The organism is Leadbetterella byssophila DSM 17132, from assembly GCF_000166395.1.
GTDB classification, from domain to species: Bacteria; Bacteroidota; Bacteroidia; order Cytophagales; family Spirosomataceae; genus Leadbetterella; species Leadbetterella byssophila.
On sequence record NC_014655.1, the window covers coordinates 722,903 to 740,977 of the forward strand.

Annotated in this window: 9 protein-coding genes; 1 reads left to right on the top strand and 8 read right to left on the bottom strand. The window is 40.7% G+C overall.

The features are described 5' to 3' along the window. Window positions 1-32: 32 nt before the first annotated feature. The 4 genes from LBYS_RS03325 to LBYS_RS03340 all read right to left on the bottom strand — a co-directional run bounded on the left by LBYS_RS03325 (window position 33) and on the right by LBYS_RS03340 (window position 6,119). Window positions 33-2,327 carry an NADP-dependent malic enzyme gene (locus LBYS_RS03325; RefSeq protein ID WP_013407487.1) on the bottom strand — a complete coding sequence of 765 codons (2,295 nt, stop codon included), beginning with the start codon at window positions 2,325-2,327 and terminating at the stop codon, window positions 33-35. 121 nt (window positions 2,328-2,448) lie between these two features. Continuing rightward, on the bottom strand, window positions 2,449-3,462 hold the full coding sequence (locus LBYS_RS03330) for an arylesterase (RefSeq protein ID WP_013407488.1): 1,014 nt from the start codon (window positions 3,460-3,462) through the stop codon (window positions 2,449-2,451). After that, window positions 3,459-4,379 carry a sugar phosphate isomerase/epimerase family protein gene (locus LBYS_RS03335; RefSeq protein WP_013407489.1) on the bottom strand — a complete coding sequence of 307 codons (921 nt, stop codon included), beginning with the start codon at window positions 4,377-4,379 and terminating at the stop codon, window positions 3,459-3,461. Before LBYS_RS03335 ends, LBYS_RS03330 begins: the two co-directional genes overlap by 4 nt. A 72-nt stretch (window positions 4,380-4,451) precedes the next feature. Further along, the gene (locus tag LBYS_RS03340) at window positions 4,452-6,119 is read right to left on the bottom strand and encodes a DEAD/DEAH box helicase (RefSeq protein WP_041823407.1); all 1,668 of its coding nucleotides are present in this window, start codon (window positions 6,117-6,119) and stop codon (window positions 4,452-4,454) included. 327 nt (window positions 6,120-6,446) lie between these two features. On the opposite strand from LBYS_RS03340, the gene LBYS_RS18105 reads away from it, so the two are divergent. Beyond that, window positions 6,447-7,217 (top strand): glycerophosphodiester phosphodiesterase family protein, encoded by a 771-nt coding sequence (locus tag LBYS_RS18105; RefSeq protein ID WP_013407491.1) that lies wholly within the window; start codon window positions 6,447-6,449, stop codon window positions 7,215-7,217. A 19-nt stretch (window positions 7,218-7,236) separates the two neighbouring features. Here LBYS_RS18105 and LBYS_RS03350 read toward each other — a convergent pair whose 3' ends face one another. The 4 genes from LBYS_RS03350 to LBYS_RS03365 are packed head-to-tail and all read right to left on the bottom strand — an operon-like array spanning window position 7,237 to window position 18,069. Further along, the gene (locus LBYS_RS03350; protein WP_013407492.1) at window positions 7,237-7,608 is read right to left on the bottom strand and encodes a hypothetical protein; all 372 of its coding nucleotides are present in this window, start codon (window positions 7,606-7,608) and stop codon (window positions 7,237-7,239) included. Between the two features lie 57 nt (window positions 7,609-7,665). Beyond that, window positions 7,666-9,909 carry a hypothetical protein gene (locus LBYS_RS03355; protein ID WP_013407493.1) on the bottom strand — a complete coding sequence of 748 codons (2,244 nt, stop codon included), beginning with the start codon at window positions 9,907-9,909 and terminating at the stop codon, window positions 7,666-7,668. Between the two features lie 7 nt (window positions 9,910-9,916). Beyond that, window positions 9,917-11,947: a fibronectin type III domain-containing protein gene (locus tag LBYS_RS03360; RefSeq protein WP_013407494.1), complete on the bottom strand. Its 2,031-nt coding sequence runs from the start codon at window positions 11,945-11,947 to the stop codon at window positions 9,917-9,919. Next, the gene (locus LBYS_RS03365) at window positions 11,944-18,069 is read right to left on the bottom strand and encodes a hypothetical protein (RefSeq protein WP_013407495.1); all 6,126 of its coding nucleotides are present in this window, start codon (window positions 18,067-18,069) and stop codon (window positions 11,944-11,946) included. Before LBYS_RS03365 ends, LBYS_RS03360 begins: the two co-directional genes overlap by 4 nt. Window positions 18,070-18,075 lie beyond the last annotated feature (6 nt).

Below are 18,075 nucleotides of genomic sequence, written 5' to 3' on the forward strand. Positions count from 1 at the left end.
AACGGCCTGAGAAACTCAGGCCGTCATTTGTTTTATTCTGGTTTTAAAGTCTCTAAAACAGATATGGCCGTTAGATTGACGATCTCCCGAACCGTGGCTCCTAATTGGAGAACCTGAATAGGTTTTTTCAAACCTAGTAGGAGTGGACCTACTTTTTCAATTCCCGCTACTTCTTTTAATAAGTTGTAAGCGATGTTCGCCGAGGAAAGGTTAGGGAATATCAAAACGTTTGCAGGGCCGTCCGCCAAAGAAGAGAACGGATGATGTTCTTTCAATAATTCCGTATCGAAAGCCAAGTGAGCTTGCATCTCTCCATCTACAATCATATCCGGATGTTTCTTTCTTAAAATGTCCACCGCTTTACGTAGTCGCATAGGAGCAGGGCCATTTGGAACAGATCCAAAATTAGAGTAGGTCAAGAATGCAATTCTAGGTTTGATGTTCAATTGTTTCACCATGTCAGAAGTGATCTCAGCTATTTGAACCAGGTCTTCTACTTCTGGGTCAAAGTTAACTGTGGTGTCTGCTAAGAACAATGGACCAAATCTACTCATCAGTATATACATACCGAAGATCTTGTTTACGCCTTCCGCACGACCAATCACTTGCAATGCCGGTTTGATAGTGTCAGGATAATTACGCGTCATACCGCCTATCATGGTATCTACTAAGCCGTGCTCTACCATTAACGCACCATAATACGTTCTTCTCCTTACCAGGTCTCTTGCGTCCTGGAAGGTTAAACCTTTACGTTGACGTTTTTCGAATAGATAGTCGGAGAAGTCTTTCAATCTTTGTTCTTCTTCCGCATTTGAAGGATTACGTGGATCAATGATCTCAATCTCTTCGCTTAATCTGATATTGTTTTCGGCTACTATAGCACGGATGGTTTCTTTGTTACCAAGGAGTACCGGAATAGCAATTTTATCTTCTACTACTTGCTGGATGGCTTTTAGTACAGTGACATTCTCCGCATCTGCATAAACCACACGTTTAGGATTCTTCTGCGCTTTTGTCATGATAACGCGTGTCAAGGTATTATCTTGGCCTAAACGCTTGGTCAATTGATGCTCATAAGCTTCCCAGTCCGTGATTGGTTCCTTCGCCACTCCTGTTTCCATGGCAGCCTTAGCAACTGCAGGAGAAACGGTAGTGATCAATCTAGGGTCTACCGGCTTAGGAATTATATAGTTTTTACCAAAGTGCAGGTTAACTTCATCGTATGCTAAGTTTACCAGATCAGGTACAGGTTTCTTTGCCAATTCTGCTAATGCACGAACGGCGGCAAGTTTCATTTCTTCGTTAATTTCACTCGCTCTCACGTCCAGGGCACCTCTGAAGATGAATGGGAATCCAAGAACGTTATTCACCTGGTTAGGGTAATCTGATCTACCCGTAGCCATGATAATGTCTTCTCTCGCTGCCATAGCTTCCTCATAGGAAATTTCAGGAGTAGGGTTAGCTAGAGCAAAGATGATACAATTTTTGGCCATGCTTTTAACCATATCCTGATTTACTACGTTTCCTTTGGAAAGACCTACGAATACATCAGCACCTTTCATGGCTTCTTCCAAAGTGGTCTCAGCCGGCATACCTGCATTAGCGAATTCTATCTTCTTACCGTCAAGGTTTGTACGTGATGGGTGGATTAAACCTTTAGAGTCAAACATGTACAGGTTCTCCTTCTTTGCACCTAGAGCTATATAAAGTCTGGAACAAGAAATAGCAGATGCCCCGGCACCGTTTACTATGATCTTAACATTAGAAAGGTCTTTTCCTACAAGTTCCGTAGCATTTAACAAGGCGGCGGAAGAGATGATAGCGGTACCGTGTTGGTCATCGTGCATGATAGGAATATTCAATTCCTTTTTCAGGCGTTCCTCTATCTCAAAGCAAGCTGGTGCAGAAATATCCTCAAGGTTTACACCTCCGAAAGTTGGTTCAAGGATCTTAACAGTCCTTACAAACTCATCTACGTCAGTAGTGTCTAATTCAATGTCAAAAACATCAATATCTGCAAAGATCTTAAAAAGAAGTCCCTTACCTTCCATTACGGGCTTTCCGGCCACCGCGCCTATATCTCCTAAGCCAAGAACTGCCGTACCATTACTGATAACAGCTACTAAGTTTCCTTTTGCCGTGTATTTATAAGCGTCGTCAGGGTTAGCTTGAATAGCCAAACAAGGTTCTGCTACACCCGGTGAGTAAGCCAGGGATAAGTCACGTTGGTTAGCATATTCTTTGGTGGGAATCACTTCGATCTTACCGGGTCTGCCTTTGGCGTGGTAGTGCAAAGCTTCTTCTTTAAGATTTTTCTTCGAACTCATTTTTGTCTATGGGATAATCAAATAATCCTGCAATTACGCATAATTTACCCAATTTCGGAACCCTTTTTTCAACTTAATTTGGATAAGTACGAAGATGTTAGAACGGGAAGTTAAATTAAGTTTACTTTTCAGAAAGCTTGAGAATCTTTCTTTCGTACACACTACCAAGGTATAAGGTCACATCTCCCATAGGGTCTGGAACGGCAAGGGCTGTACTGCTTCCGGATAACTTGCTTCCGTCTTCTACATAGACTATTTTCGGTTTGTCTTCTTCTAAGTAGAAGATAGCAGAAGGGGAGATTTTTGTAGAGTCTTTTGCGTGTGCCAGAAACTTAAGGGTCTTGGGGTGCGCTGCTACATAAATTCTACTTCCGGCCACCATTAGATTATCCGGTGCGTAAGGGACTGATATGCTCTTTAATTTTTTAAGTTCGTAGTTGGAACCCTCTGCTTCGTATACTCCTATGTAATTCCCTAAGGTGGAAGCTACATATAGTCTGTTATCATATACGGCTAGTCCGTTAGGATAAGCTACTCTGTCTAAGACCACTTTGGATCTTTGCCCATCAAAATATACTATATTTCCTACAGGAAGAGCTACATAATCTGCCCACTTCTTTAAGTTTTCCCCCACTTTTCCATGGTCATTGGACAGGAAGAATGAATTCTCGCCCACAGCCACCAGGTCATTAGGAGTAGTAAACTCAGAACTGGAATAGGTATTAATCATTCGGAGGGAATCCCCTTCGAAAATGAATTTCAGAACAGAATTCTTAGTGTCTCTATGAGAAATGACGAATAGAAACTTATGTCCGTTAGTTTTTATAAAAGATATACCGTGAGGTCTGAATTCAGATAGGCCAAGTTTATCAGTAAGATTTGTTAATTGGCCAGATTTTAGTGCATATATAGCACCTGTAGATTGGAAGTTTCTCCTGTCATGAGAGCTTAGGAAGATGGTTCCCGTTTCCGGGTCAAAATCCAGGTCTTCTATGCCAGGAGGGGTAGGTATGGTTTCGGCATTTAAGGGTAGAGGATCTAAAGGTGTGAACACCCCAGCCTTATATAGTACCTTAAGGGTAAGAGCCAGGAGGCCTACAATGACAAAAATGCCTACAATCTTCCAGCGGTTCATGACAATAATTCCCTCATGTATTCGGCATTTTTACAACTATCATCTAGCGGAGTAGACTGATCAAATCTCTCTTGCTCCACAATGAAGTTCTTTAAACCTACCGATTTTCCCACTTTTAAAATGTTTTTAAAATCTAATTGTCCGTTACCTAGATAGGTACTTGCACCTACAGGCCATTCCTCTGTGCGTGGCTCATCAGATGCTTCTATTTCAGCTATTTTTTCGTCTTTGTAAAGATCTTTGAAATGTGCAAAGCTGAATCTTCCTGGATATTTTTGAAAAAGATCTACCGGGTTTTGACCGATTTTAACGGCCCAATATAGATCTAGCTCGAAATCCACCAAAGAAGGGTCAGTTTCTTCCATCAATAAGAAATAGGGGACATCTCCTTCTGGGGTCAGTTTGAATTCCTGATGATGGTTATGGTATCCTGAGCGTACACCATGAGCCAGTGAGCTCTTTCCTTGACGATTTAACCCTAGTGCTAATTTCTTCCAGTCTTCAGAATTTGTCTGTGGTCCTGGGTAAGGGTTAAAGACGTGTTCTGCTCCTAGGGAAGCCAGATTTTCGCAAAGCTGTAGAAATTCGTGCTCTGTGCTTGGATCAATGGTGAATTTAGGATCCACATGAGCACTTATTAATTGAAGGCCCAGATCATTTAGGATTTGATGGAAATCTTTAGGGCTATAGCCCCAGAATACACCTTTATCACCTGTAAAGGTTTCTATCTGTTTGTATCCGCAATCGGACAGAAACTTCAAAGTTGCTTTAGGGTCATTACTCATTTCATCTCTAACGGTCCAAAGATTGATACCGAAGGGATTCTGGCCTTTTGAGCATGAAGTCAAGCCTTGTAATGCTACCGGAAGTGCAACCGCTGAGCACCCTGCTGTCTTGATAAAGTTTCTACGATTCATAGGATCAATTGATGATTGTGGGTACAATTATAAAAGAAAACCGGCAGAAAATCATGCTGCCGGTTCTTCAAATTATTTTGCAACCTCAATATTGGCTTCTCGCTGATTGATGGTTTTTCCTTTCATTCCCTCGATTACTTTTCGTACATCTCTTTGAGGAACTTCTACGAAAGAAAACTTATCATACATATCAATTTGACCAATTACACGTCCTGGAATCTTAGCTTCAGAAGCTATAGCTCCTACGATGTGGTTAGGAGAAACGTTATCTTTTCTACCTAAATTGATGAATAAACGTGTCATTCCTTCTTCTGCAGATCTTCCACCTCCGAATGAAGGTTTTCTGTCTCTTGAGAACTCTCTTCTGTTACCTCTTTCTTTAGAAGCAAATCTTTCATTTCTTCCGCGAGCTTCATCAGCAATGTCTTCATCTCTAAAGCTTGACTTTCTAACGGCACCCATTTGCATTTGCATAAGGGCAGAGATGATTTGGTGGGTGTAGAAACCTTCTTCTTTCAATTGATCTACGATCTTTTCAAAAGCAGGGTTAGTATCTTCTACAATATTTTCTCTGATCTTTTCTACGAATTTGTTGATACGAGATTTCTCAAGGTCAGCAGAGGTAGGTATTTTCCCTTGTGGAATGGCTACTTTGGTGTATTGTTCCAAATCGCGCATTCTGCTTCTATCTCTTTTAGTGATGAATAAGAATGCTTTACCTAATTTACCCGCTCTGCCGGTTCTACCGATACGGTGAACGTAGTATTCCAAGTCCATAGGGAGGTCATAGTTGATTACGGCATCCACTCCGCTCACGTCAATACCTCTGGCTGCAACGTCCGTGGCAACTAATATTTTGGTATTTCCATTACGGAATTTGTTCATGACTTGATTACGTGCGGCTTGGCGCATATCCCCGTGTAGACCTTCTGCTGCATAACCGTTAGCTTGAAGTTCTTCTACGATCTCGTCTACTTTTGATTTCGTATTACAGAATACTAGCATCAACTGTAGATCATGCACATCTATTAATCTTACCATCAATTCAAATTTGGCTTCTTTTTTAACCAAATAGTAAGATTGTTCAATGTTTGTGTTAGTGATTTCTTTTCTGGTAACCTTAACTATTTCAGGATCGTTTTGGAACTTCTTAGTGATGTTAAGAATCTCCTTAGACATGGTAGCTGAGAATAGAACGGTTTGTCTGTCCTCTTTGGCAAAAGATAATATCTGTTCGATATCTTCTCTAAAGCCCATGTTTAACATCTCATCAGCCTCATCTAAAATCACCATTGAAATATTATCCAATTTCAAGGTTTTCTTCTCGATGTGGTCCATGATTCTACCCGGAGTACCCACCACGATCTGAGTTCCTCTCTTAAGGTTAGCGAATTGTCTTTCATAAGATTCTCCACCGTAGATGGCTGAAACCAGAAGACCTTTTTTATATTTTGCTAGAAGTGTCAATTGCTCTTTAACCTGCAAAGCCAATTCTCTAGTAGGACAAAGAATCAATACCTGTGTGTTTCTGTCTTCTGCATTAACGTGCTCAATTGCTGGAATACCAAATGCTGCTGTCTTACCTGTACCGGTTTGAGCTTGTCCTATCACGTCCCTGCCTGACATAACTACAGGAATAGCGGCCGTTTGAATAGGAGTAGACTCAGTAAAGCCCATTTCTTCTACGGCTTTAACGATGTAATCTGAAATAGGAAGTTCTGAAAACTTTAATGTTTGCATACCAATGTACTGTAGATTGCTTACGCTGAGCAATCCAGATTTTTTATTTGAATAATTTTTGAGGCGATAGCGACACGCCCTTACGTGAACATCACGGACCGAATCCGTTTTCTGCTCTGAAGGGGTAAAAAAAATAAAAGGTAGAATTCCTTTTGCCGAATGCAGAGACCTTAACGGATAAATCAGGCACAAAGATACGAAATTTTATTTGGTATGTATCACATTGTTAAATACTTCTTTCCTTTAGATAAGATTTTGTTCGAATTGTACAATAAATGGATAGTCGTTATCTAATAAATGCTAGTATTTACTAAAAAATGCCTTACTATGAAGCCTATTTTATTTATACTCTGGTTCTTATCCTTTGATCAGCCATGGATAGTTGCGCACCGTGGGGGGCATCAGTATGCTCCTGAAAATAGTTTAGAAGCCATAGAGGAAGCAATTCAGCATAAAGCAGATATCGTAGAGTTAGATGTGAGAAGGAGTAGAGACGGAGTTTTCTTTTTGATGCATGATTCTTCCCTGAAACGCACCACTGGCATGGATAAGAAGGCGGAAGAATTAACATGGACGGAACTTCAAAAATTAAATTTATTGCACAACGGTAAACTGACCTCTCATAAGATCCCAAGTTTTGAAGAGGCGTTATTGAGAGCGGGCAATAGAATAGTTATAGATATAGATTTCAAAGTAGCTGGCATGGATGCTCGAAGGGATGCTTATCAACTGATAGAAAAGACAAAAATGGAATCTCAAGTACTTTTCTTTTTGTATGATTACAAGGAAATGTTTGAGATGCATCCATGGAATCGCAAGATTAAAATTATGCCCAGAGTATATAAAGAGGAAGATCTGGAAGAGGTGGTGGCTTCCGGTTTAACGGATATTGTGCATGTTGACCCTTCTTTCAAGAATTCCGCCCTCCTTCGCTCTGATAAAATGAAGGGATATAGGATTTGGATCAATACTTTAGGAGCGGTAGATCAAAAGGGAGTTACGGATGTAAAGGCTTATAGAGACTTTGTTTCTGATTTCTCCTTTGCAAATGTTTTTCAAACGGACTTTCCATTGCAGTTACGGCAAGCTTTAAGATAAAAAAGGGAGCAAGTGCTCCCTAATTTTTTGTTTTGGTTTGTCCATAGAAGATTTTATCGCCGGCTGCGGCGTAGGCTCTGTAGTATATTGTTCCAGATGGTAAACTTCCCCGGATAGTTACTGAAAATGTATATGGAAATTCAGTAGGTGCAAAGGGATCAGCTTTTTCTTTTACATCATCTACGGTGGGAGAAGAAGAGGTACCATAAACAATACCGGCTTCCGTAACCTTATATCCTCCTTCGCTTTCAATGATTCCGGATCCAACAGTCCCTCGACCCGTTATGGTGAAGAGGTCAACGGTAGTTACCACAATTGGTTCTTTTTCTAGCTCATCATCTTTGCAGGATATTAATCCTAGAAGCATTACAAACATCAGTGCGTGTTTCATAGTTTTAGTTATTTAGTGAATTTTTGATTTTATCGTTAGGCTTTAGGAGATCATCTCCTAAAGCCTTGTTGTTGTAAAGGATACTGAATTTCCATAAAAGACCTGACCTCTAGAAATCACATATATTCTATAGGTGACACTGGTAATACGAGGTAAGCCGTTTGCGGTTATACTTACATTTAACGGATAAGTTACACCAGAAGTACTTCTAGTAAGTTTATTGTCATTAATAGTAGGTGGATATTTAGCCGTTACATTCCATACCATACCTATTTCGGTGATAGGGAAAGATCCGGGAGATGTTATTCTACCATTTAAAGTTGCTCTTAGTGCTTGAATATCTGTAGCGCTTGAGGTGGATAGCACAGGTGTACTATACGTTGTAGCAGCAATCTGATCTGCTCCATAATACGCTATCCCATTCATGATTGCGTAAGCTCTATAGTGGTAGGCATTATCCGGTTGTAGACCTTCTATAGTGGCATTGAATCTATGAGGGAAAGAACCAGGATTACTGGTACCCACAATCTTTTTACTGTTCGAGATAGTTGGTTCCCTTTGGATACTATACACAAATCCATATTCTGAAACTGGTAGAGAGCCCGCGGAAAGTAATGTTCCAAATAAAGTAGCAAAGGTGTCTGAGGGCTTAGAATCATCTGTTTGCACCCTTGGAGCGGTAGCTTCATTCGTTTTAAAGCTTTGTATCTGACCATATACTTCCGTACCACTCATTAGAGCATATGCTCGGAAATAATACATAGTGGACGGTTGAAGGTTATCCAGACTCTGAGTGTAATTATGTGGATAGGAAGGAGGATTGCCATTGGTGATCTTCTTCGCATCCTTTGCGGTAGGATTACTATGCGTAGCATATACAAAGCCATACTCCTGTATGTCGTGGGAGCCCTTGCTTTGGATGACACCTGCCACAGTAGCAGATGTTATGGCTGGTCTAGAGATACCTGTGCTTACAGTTGGAAGTATCCAATTTTCTGTTTTAAAGGTCTTCACCTCTCCATAAGAAGTAACACCGTTTGAAATGACATAAGCTCTATAATAATAAGTAGTATTCATTTGTAGGTTATTCGCCATAATGGAATAGGACGAAGGGAAATTACTCACATTTCCTGCTATACTACCTTTAGAATTTGCAGTGGTAGGATTATTAGAGGTATGCCAAACTATGCCCCTTTCCGTAATGGGGTAGGTGCCGGCACTGGTAAGGGTTCCTCTAAGCGCTGCCGTAGTGGTTCCAATGTCATCTGCATCCTCTGTCTTAATGCCAGGCTGAATGATGTTTGACGTTTTAAGACTTAAGTTACTTCCGTATGTAGTTACTCCATTGGCTATGACATAGGCTCTGAAATAGTAAGTAGTATTCGGACTCAGATTCGTAGGAGTAGTATCAAAGGCACGTGGGTATGCTGTGACATTTCCTTGAACTCTATATTTGGTGCTTACTTCGGTAGTTGGATTTTCACTTGTAGCCCAAACTATTCCATATTCACTAATGTCGTAACTGCCTTTTGAAGTCAATGTACCTCCTAGTTTAGCTGAGGTTGCAGTGACGCTTGAGGCGGCCACGGTACTTATGCCCGGAGGAACTACCGCTGCTGTTTTAAATGATAGGTTTTGTCCATAGGATGTAACTCCATTAGATATGACATAGGCTCTGAAGTGATATGTTGTATTAGGGGTAAGATTATTTAGGTAATGCGTATAATTAGTGGGAAATGTAGTCACATTTCCTTTTATACTATGTTTTGAAGTAGAGGAGGTGGTAGGGTTTGCTGTTGTAGCCCATACTAATCCATATTCCGAAATATCATAAGTTCCTTTTGAGCTTATACGACCGCCTATCCTAGCTGCTATATGTGTAATATTATCTGCGTCTAGGGTTTGAATGCCAGGTTGAATAATATTGCTTGTCTTAAAACTTGTGGCTTTACCATAGATAGGACTATCATTTACTATGGCATATGCTTTGGCATAGTAAGTAGTATTAGGTTTTAAACCTGACTCTACAGCAGTCATAGAAACTGGTACCGGTGTGGATCTTTCTACTTTCCCTAACTTCGAACTAGATTCAGTGAGAGTGGAAATGCTATCTTCTGAGACCACAAACCCATGTTCCGTGATTGGCATGTCGCCTATCCGGGTTAAGGCGGAGCTTAGTTTGGCTGAGTTAGGTCCAATCTCACTAAACTTGATTTCATCAAATTGTGGTGGAGCCGGTGGGTATACTTCCTCACAAGCTAGAATTAAAAGTAGTATGGTGACAAATATTCCTCTTTTCATGGCTTATTTATTTGCAGATAAATAGATCTGATTCTTGTAAATCCTTGTACTTTACTTTTAGGGCATATTTTCCTTTGGGCAATCCTGTGCCTTCTTCCTCAAAGCTCAGGGTACTTGCCGGAAGGGATTTGTACATAGTTAGTCCTTGACCTTCGTCTTTATAAAGTATAAAATAGTCTACCTCTTTTTTGCTTGCAGTCCATTTTAAAGTAACCCATTTCTTTGCAGCTACATAAGTTCCTGTCAGGTTGAGGGTTTCAGTACTATTTTGAAATGAGGTTCTGATGGCTATGGGGAAGGCATAATCAGAATAGAGACCTGAAGAATCTATTGCTCTAAGCGTATATTCATATTGGGCTCCCGGTTTTACATCCTTATCTAAATAGTTGTACACTTTGTTAGACTTAAAAATCTCGGCCCATTGGGTCTCTCCTTCTGATCTTTTGTAAAGTATATTTTCTTTAAAATCAGAAGATTTGCTATTCGACCAAGACAAAGAAATTCCATTTTTATCATTGGTATAATTTAAGATCTGGGGAGTGATGGGAGGTATTTGGTCAGGTCTATCCAGTATCAGTGTTTTACTAGGTTTGGAGTGATTAAAACTGCCGTCTATGGCCACCACCTGTATCCATACTTTTCTAGTCAATGTTTCTAGACTGATAGGGAAGGAGTAAGTGGTATCCGCAACAATATTACTTACCGGCGTAAATTGGTGATCCCCTTGATTAGCAATATAAACTTTATATCCGCGCAAGGCGGCTTCGTTATGGTCTAGATTCCAGTTGAGTGTGACTATACCTGATGTGTCGATTTTACCTGTAAGTCCGGTAGGAGGAGCAGGTGGCGTTTCATCCGGTTCAAACATGTATACTGGGTTACTGTAGCTTATGTTCCCTACGGTGTCAGTTAGCATTAATCGATAGTATGCCGCGCTGATGCTATTGTCTATTGTATGGGTATACTGCGTCACATCTGGATTTAACATGGTTTTTGTGATTAGTACTTCATTTGCTGAAGGTGTTTTACCTGTTAAGATGTAGTAACCTTTCAAGTCTTTTTCTTCTGGTTTCTTCCAGGTGAAACTTAATTTTTCGCCATTCTTTTCCAATTCAAATGTAGGAGGGGTTACCGGAGTAAAATCTTCTGCCATACCTCTTACGGTGTCAGCATAAAGATGATGTTCTCCGAAAGCATTGATCCCTATCAATCGATAATAGTAAGGCTTGTAATTCGCCACGCTGTCATAATAATAATAGAAAGTGTCCTGTGAGCTAGAATCTACCTCGATATTAGGTAGATATACATTTTGATGGATTCTTGAAAATTTCTTTTTGTCTTCTGATCTTTCTATAAAGTATCCGGTAAATGGACTTTCAGATTTTGGCCAGCGTAAGACGATGGCTTGTTCACCGGCTTTTGTATCCAGTCCTCTGTATTCCGGATTTACATTCACGTCTCTTCCCGCGACATAAATGTATCCGGTAATTAAAGTACCCGGTACACCATCAGGTTTAACAGGAGTTATTCTATACACGTAGTTCTTATTTGGATCCACAGAAATAGCATCTTCAAAACCTAAGCCGGCGTAGAGTGCGGCTTCTCTATTAATGGATGTATATAAGGTGACTATGAGATGCTTATTCTCTCTCTCCATATCTTGATACTTGATACGGTCCATTAGGGATAGATCAGAAGGATATTCACTTTTACCGTATAGTCCTTCTGCCACAATGGCTAATGCAGTATCTTTGACAGTGGCTATACGTTCCATTTCAGCTAATGATTTGGCTTTGACGGGTTGGGCAGTTATTCTAGTCCAATCTTTTCCTTCCACTTGATTATTCGCATTCAAGATCATCCTGTCTATCCAAACTCCATCTTGTGTTAACTGTTTAAACACTTGGTAGTTGTTTGTGTTCCAGCGCAAGGCGATCTTATCTTTGTAGGGTTTCCCACGCCCTAGAATGCTACCTTGAATAGGATTCTGCGCCAAGGCACTGAAGCTACATAGTATAAGGATTATAATTCTTTTCATCTGGCTAAACTTGCATTTACTTGTTGTCCTAATTGCTGGGAATCTAATCCCTTTCCAAAGCTGTTCGTGAGTTGGTTGATAGTTTGCCAGGTACTCGTACTATTAAATCCGGGGTTTATACGAGAATCAATGAAGACATTGATTCTTTCTTGTATAATGTTAGTGGCCGGCAGGGTATTATATTCTTTACAGTATGTGATAGATTTAGCTATTTGGTAATTTGCTGAGATCACATTCTTAAGCATGGAAGGTAAGAAATCTAAACCTGTCAAAGCACTACTGTTCGCAAAGGACAGGTTTATAATAGGGCCGTCTACACTATTGTATTCTTTGTTCGGCAAGGTGGTAGGGTGCACTCCTCCCGGGGCGTTTGTATTCAAAAGGGTATAGTAGGTATAGTTCGTCGTAGAACATTCTTTACCTGCATTTTTAGGTAGGTTGGCATATTCTACTTTGAACTTTTCTAAAGGCACCCCGGACTTTTTCGAAAGGAATTGAAGGGTTTTGTCAAAGAATGGAATGGTGAACTGCTTACCTTGAACATCTACGAAAGTCAAATCATTCTTGTTGTTTTCCTTATAATTTGTGCTGCTAAAGGTTTCACCAGTAAAGGTGACAAAGGCAGGTAAATTGACTAAATCTCCTATCAGGATTTTGTAATTGCCCTCTTCGTCTTTAGGTACCCATTTATCTAAGATGGTCTTAGCTATTGCAGGTGAAGTTTGATTATTGATGATCGGTGAATTCACTAAACCTAGAAGGGCCCCGGGACTATTAGAAGATTCGTCCTTAAGGGTCACTGAATTTACTGCCATTGCATTAAACTTATCTTCATAGTAAGGGAATTCACTGGTAGTGAAATTAAATCCACCAAGTACAAATTCCCCTGGTAATAAGCGATTGTTTTGCAGATTAGCCCGTGTTACTAATCTTATTTCTTCGAATTTCTCTTTAGCTTCTTTCGTTAAACTATTCTGTCCTTGTAATACACCCGTTTTTTCAAGCAGCGTACTGGTCAGATCTGCGGAATTATCAACGGGATTTTTTACCAATAGCAAACAGATGTATTTGCTTCCCTTCTTCAGATTAAATGGAAGATTATTTGTCTGTATTAAAGTAGTATTGATTTGTCCTTTGCTGATATCAATCTTAGCAGGCAGGTCAGTACCTATTTGATTTCCGTTCTCAAATACACGGATTATTATTTCAGAATTTTTCTCTACTTTTCTAAAGTTCCTCTCAAAATTGATCATCTTATTAAGTCTTATGCTCAATGGCTTATTATGAGCATAAGGTAAATACTTCATGCCATGAGTGGGAACAGTTTCGAGATAGTAGTTTTCAGGTATGATATCCAGTCCTTCATCAGTCTTGAAGGTAGTTTGCATGCTTTGTGAGGCACGCTTGTTGCCATTTGGATTTTCCTTGACGAATTGCCATGAGTCAAATTGCACTTGATTTCCTTTTTTGACATATTTCGCCTCTTTTAAGTAAGCAATTACCTTGAAATTATAGGTAGTGTTCTTGTCTAGGAAGCTGGATGAACCGCTATTGATGAGTTGAGGATTGACGGCGAAGAGATGGTTAAAATCTCTTCCCTTACCAATATTATGTAAATTGACCTTTTTACCGTTTACACTGGCTTCTATACAATCTTGGTCGAATAAGAACACCCGAATCACCGGATTTCCATTCTTATCCGGTCCCTCTTCCAAAACGAAATCTTTCCCTACTTGAAGGTTAAATAGAACATTTGGCTCTGTATTCACAGGTACGAGTTCGCCATTTGTAACTGGGTTGATTTCAGAGATGATATCTATACCGGCGAGTGCGTCAGCAGGCATTTTGCATTCTTCTCCCAGACCCACATGGAAATTGAATTTTCCTTTTACAACTCCATCAAGAATATTAAAATAGCCTCCAATATATCCGTCCACATAAGTAGGATCAGGCAAACCTACTTTTATAAGCGCTGCAGCACCCGCATCAAAAATGGTGAACTTACCTTTGATTAACAGTAGATTTATTTTAATTCCCACTTTAGCTTTCGCTCCAAAGTAAGCTTGACCTGTGGCATACCATCCTCCCGGTCCGCCGGCGTTTGGATTATTCATGCAGGTAACTTGATTTAAAACACTGATGTCAAAACCGGTAAGACTCGTTAGGTCAGCAAAGAACACCAGGAATTCTCCACTCATGTTCATGCGGGTATGACTTCCTACAATAAGCCCTGAGTTCTTTTTATTTGGATTGTAGTTTCCTCTACCCGGCACCTCTGCCGGTCTCCTTAATTTGTCGCCTTGGTTATTTCCTCCTATGCCTACAAGATCTTTGACATCCTGAGGTAGATCCGGCATAGGGTCTACTACTGAACCTACTTCAAAATAGCTGCTACCATTAAAGAAATAATCTTTGCTGCTACCTCCAAGTATGTCTTTTCTTAATAGTTTTACACTGTTAGGCCCACTGCCATATCCTTCAGGTCTACCTGCGTAGATCCACCATCCGGATTTGTTACTAGCTATTTCTAATCTTCCGATAACGTTGATCCATTTTTTGTCGTCTACGTAAGGTACCCCCATTTCCACTTGTACGTTTGTCAGGAATGCCTTTTCAGCAAAGTCATAATTGATGGTCAAACTGCCTACACCTGTAGACTTCTTTCTGCGATTATGCAGGGGTTCAGAGACATCAGTAAGTACCCTGGCATTACCTACAAATTTGATGTTGCTCACTCCCCCTGAAGGGTTGAATTGCATGCTTAAAGTAGCGTCTGCATCAAATATGTTTCTTGAAGTAAGTCCGAGTAAAACTGTGGCTTGAAGTCCGAAGCTTCCTCTACTCGGAACCAATTGCAGATTAGCAGGATTATAGTCCAGGAGGGCCATAGGTCCACTAGAATTGCTTGGTTTATTTTGTGCTTCGGAAGAAGTGAGTTTGCTTTTAGCATCATTGCTAGAGAGCTGACTCGCATTATTTATTTTTAGATTGTAATAAACTCCTCCTCCAAAGCCATAGAAAGATATAGGTATAGGTGGAGCTATAGGAATTCCAGTCTGCCCAAAATCAGCTAAGGCATTAAAGTCAAAATACTTGAATTTACCCAGCCCGTCAGAGGTAGTTCCAAATCGAGCCCTCATGGTTACCTGGAACATTTCAGCCACTCCTGCTGATAATGCACCTACAAAACCTTCATCGTTTTGTCTATTATAGTACATCACCGCACCTTCTAAGGTTAATGGGCCAATGGTAGTTCCTGCCGCTAGAGAAATATCATTTACGCGTGCACCTAGTCCTGCCCATTTGATTCTTTGATTTTCCAAAGTGAATTTGCTATATATGCTAGCAGAGGCGGAAGCGGCACAGTTGAAGGACTCATCTACAAAGGCCAATTGCCCTTTAAAAGTTAAACCTGCTTCTACTACGTCTGTTACCGCTAAATGGATCTCCGGCTTTTCCATGGTGAAATTGAACCCGGCAACTTTCTTCTGCGGTGAGGCAAATCCTAGCACAAAACCTTCCTTGTCCCAGTAAGGTGCTTTGGTCATTAATTTAAAATTCTTCAACTCTAATTGAGGCAATTCAAAAGAAATGATGGAATTGGTCTGTTGTTGCTTTAGGTTACCTATTGAAAGGCCGCCGTTTAGGGTAGCTTTGGCTAAGAAGCCATTTTGTCCATCTGCTTGAACCGTAATATGTGAAGTGTTATTGATGTGAGCCGTTGCAAAAAGAACATCAAATTTCAATTGGTCTTTAGGGGCTATATTGAAGCTGTACTTTATACCCTCTCCTGAAGCATAGGTGAGTAGTGAAGTATAGTTCAATTGATTGGCTGCTTGGTTAGGATCTCCTGTTCCCGGTAGAACTACTTTACCCGTCATGCTGCTTTCTCTGAATCCGGATTTAAAGAAGAGGAGATTGACGTCATCAATAGAGGCATACCAACCGGAAAGTGAACCGTCGCCAATACTCACAATAGGTTGAGTTCCGGCTTTTTTCACGATTCCCGTGAAGCCATTTCTGTCTATCAACAGGTCTTTTGTCATGATGAGGGCTTTGCCATCAGCTCTGCCGGTGTTTTTTATGGCTCCAGGAAGAATGACACTTAATTCAGGTAAATAAAATCCATGCCAAGTTTTGGCCCCAATTTCCGTATAGGTTTCATTGCCAACTTTTATCATGCTTGGCATCCCGGTTGGATTTTGTAAATCAGAATGGTCATACCACATATCTTTTCCCGCCAAACTGAAGGTGAGGCTTGGCATGCCTGAGATATAGAAGTCGGGTAGTTTCGCCTTTGCTAACCAATCTGTCCACCCTGCAGTCGTTTTAGCGGTGAGTCGGGCGGTGGCACTTTGTCCCGTAGATACATCCATTATTCCCATACCGGATGGGAAGGTGTAGTCCAGGGCTATGCTAAGTTCTTGAAATTTCTTTTTAAATACCATATAGGTACCCTCGCCTTGGACGTCACCGGGAACTAATTTCATTCCTATAGATGGGAGATTGAGTTCTTCTTTGAGTCGAAGTTTAAATTCTCCGCAGAAATCTGTAGGTTTAAAGCAAGCTCCACTCATCTCAAACGCAGCTTTGGCATTGCCGTCAGGAATAGGCATACTAGCTACGGCATTAAACCAGGCTTGGGTAGGAGAAAAGTTTACTTCTGTGATTCCAATGGTGTATTTTCCTCCGTTCATGCCAATAGGTAATTCATAGCCTATATTATTGAGGGCATCGCTCATATTGGAGCTTAGTTGAGAGCTTTGTTGCTCAAAGAATTGATCTATTTGATGAATATCTGAGCTACTCAAAGGGGCAGGGGAGAAGTCAGGTGCATTTGTAGCGGGCAGAAGACTCATATCTGTTCTTCTTATTCCCTTGACGGCTCCTGCAACCATCTTTTTAGCCCCGCCGGAATTCACCGCTTGTAATTCAATGAATTTGACCCTAAGTCTTATTGTGGCAGAATTGATAAAAGGCACGGGTATGGTGCCAGTTCCTGTAAATTTACCATTCTCCTCCTTCTCTATGTTCAAAACGGTCAAGTCAAAACTATTCACTTTGACTTTATCGTTAACGGCTATAGTTGTGTTAGTACCTACTGGCAGAGTTTCTTTGCAGTCGCAAATCACCGCATCTAAGATTTTAGCCTGCATAGGTTGATCTAGGATCACTACCGGAGGCGTTACATCCTCTTTCTTTGCTATTACCACCGGGGTGATGACTTTAGGAACTACCGGAGCACTAATATTATAATTAGGTAATTCATAGGTGAAGGATCTTATTTCACTCCTTCCCTCATTCTGATAATTACCGTTTACCCTACTTCTGGAAGACTCTACAGCTGTTACAGCCCAAGCGTATTTTCTACCAGCAAGTAGCGGAGGATCCGCAGGGCCATAGACGTATACATTATTGCTCAGTTCTTTTTCGAAAAATGCCGGGGTAGTTGCGGCTAAGTAGGCATCATTTGGATTTCTGTTTTCACCAAATATTTCTACGATTTTAAGGATATATTTTGTCCCCACCGAAGTACCTGCGGGCCGTGTCCAAGAAAATACAATATTCTGAGTTCCCACTGCTTTGATGCTTGCTTCCTCTACTGGCTGTATCAGCATGGGTGATTCTATGTTTCGCATTAAAATGGTAGTACATCCCGTTTGATCCGAAGAAAGGGCACGTTGGGGCGCGTTAAAATCATAAGCTCTTATACATATACTATAGGTTCCTTCTCCCACCCGATCGCTGGCTGAGATTCTTGAGACATCCGTGCTATAGAAATTTAAATTTTCGGGCTTATACAATTCCATAATATCAGCGGCGCTTACGGTAACCGTTTGACCTACACCCTGTGGGATAATGATAGGTCTTAATGGTCTATACTCCGGTTTAGTGCTGATCTCCCTTTGATTGTCAACTCCCTTGATAATGCCCCTTAGATATACCTCTTGGCGTGCACCGGACAGGTTTTGAATGGTGATGACCATTTTACCCGGCTCCCTGTAATAAGATAAATAATCCGGATATGGGGGAGGAATGATGACATTTACCCTTACGTTATTTTGAGCAAAAGCCGGAATAAGTAAGAATAGGAATATGATAAGGATGTAAAGTTTTTTCATGGTTAT

Bases quoted from the DNA above. Each gene is read 5' to 3' on its own strand.
- LBYS_RS03325 (WP_013407487.1), bottom strand. From the start codon at position 2,327: ATGAGTTCGAAGAAAAATCTTAAAGAAGAAGCTTTGCACTACCACGCC.
- LBYS_RS03330 (WP_013407488.1), bottom strand. From the start codon at position 3,462: ATGAACCGCTGGAAGATTGTAGGCATTTTTGTCATTGTAGGCCTCCTG.
- LBYS_RS03335 (WP_013407489.1), bottom strand. From the start codon at position 4,379: ATGAATCGTAGAAACTTTATCAAGACAGCAGGGTGCTCAGCGGTTGCA.
- LBYS_RS03340 (WP_041823407.1), bottom strand. From the start codon at position 6,119: ATGCAAACATTAAAGTTTTCAGAACTTCCTATTTCAGATTACATCGTT.
- LBYS_RS18105 (WP_013407491.1), top strand. From the start codon at position 6,447: ATGAAGCCTATTTTATTTATACTCTGGTTCTTATCCTTTGATCAGCCA.
- LBYS_RS03350 (WP_013407492.1), bottom strand. From the start codon at position 7,608: ATGAAACACGCACTGATGTTTGTAATGCTTCTAGGATTAATATCCTGC.
- LBYS_RS03355 (WP_013407493.1), bottom strand. From the start codon at position 9,909: ATGAAAAGAGGAATATTTGTCACCATACTACTTTTAATTCTAGCTTGT.
- LBYS_RS03360 (WP_013407494.1), bottom strand. From the start codon at position 11,947: ATGAAAAGAATTATAATCCTTATACTATGTAGCTTCAGTGCCTTGGCG.
- LBYS_RS03365 (WP_013407495.1), bottom strand. From the start codon at position 18,069: ATGAAAAAACTTTACATCCTTATCATATTCCTATTCTTACTTATTCCG.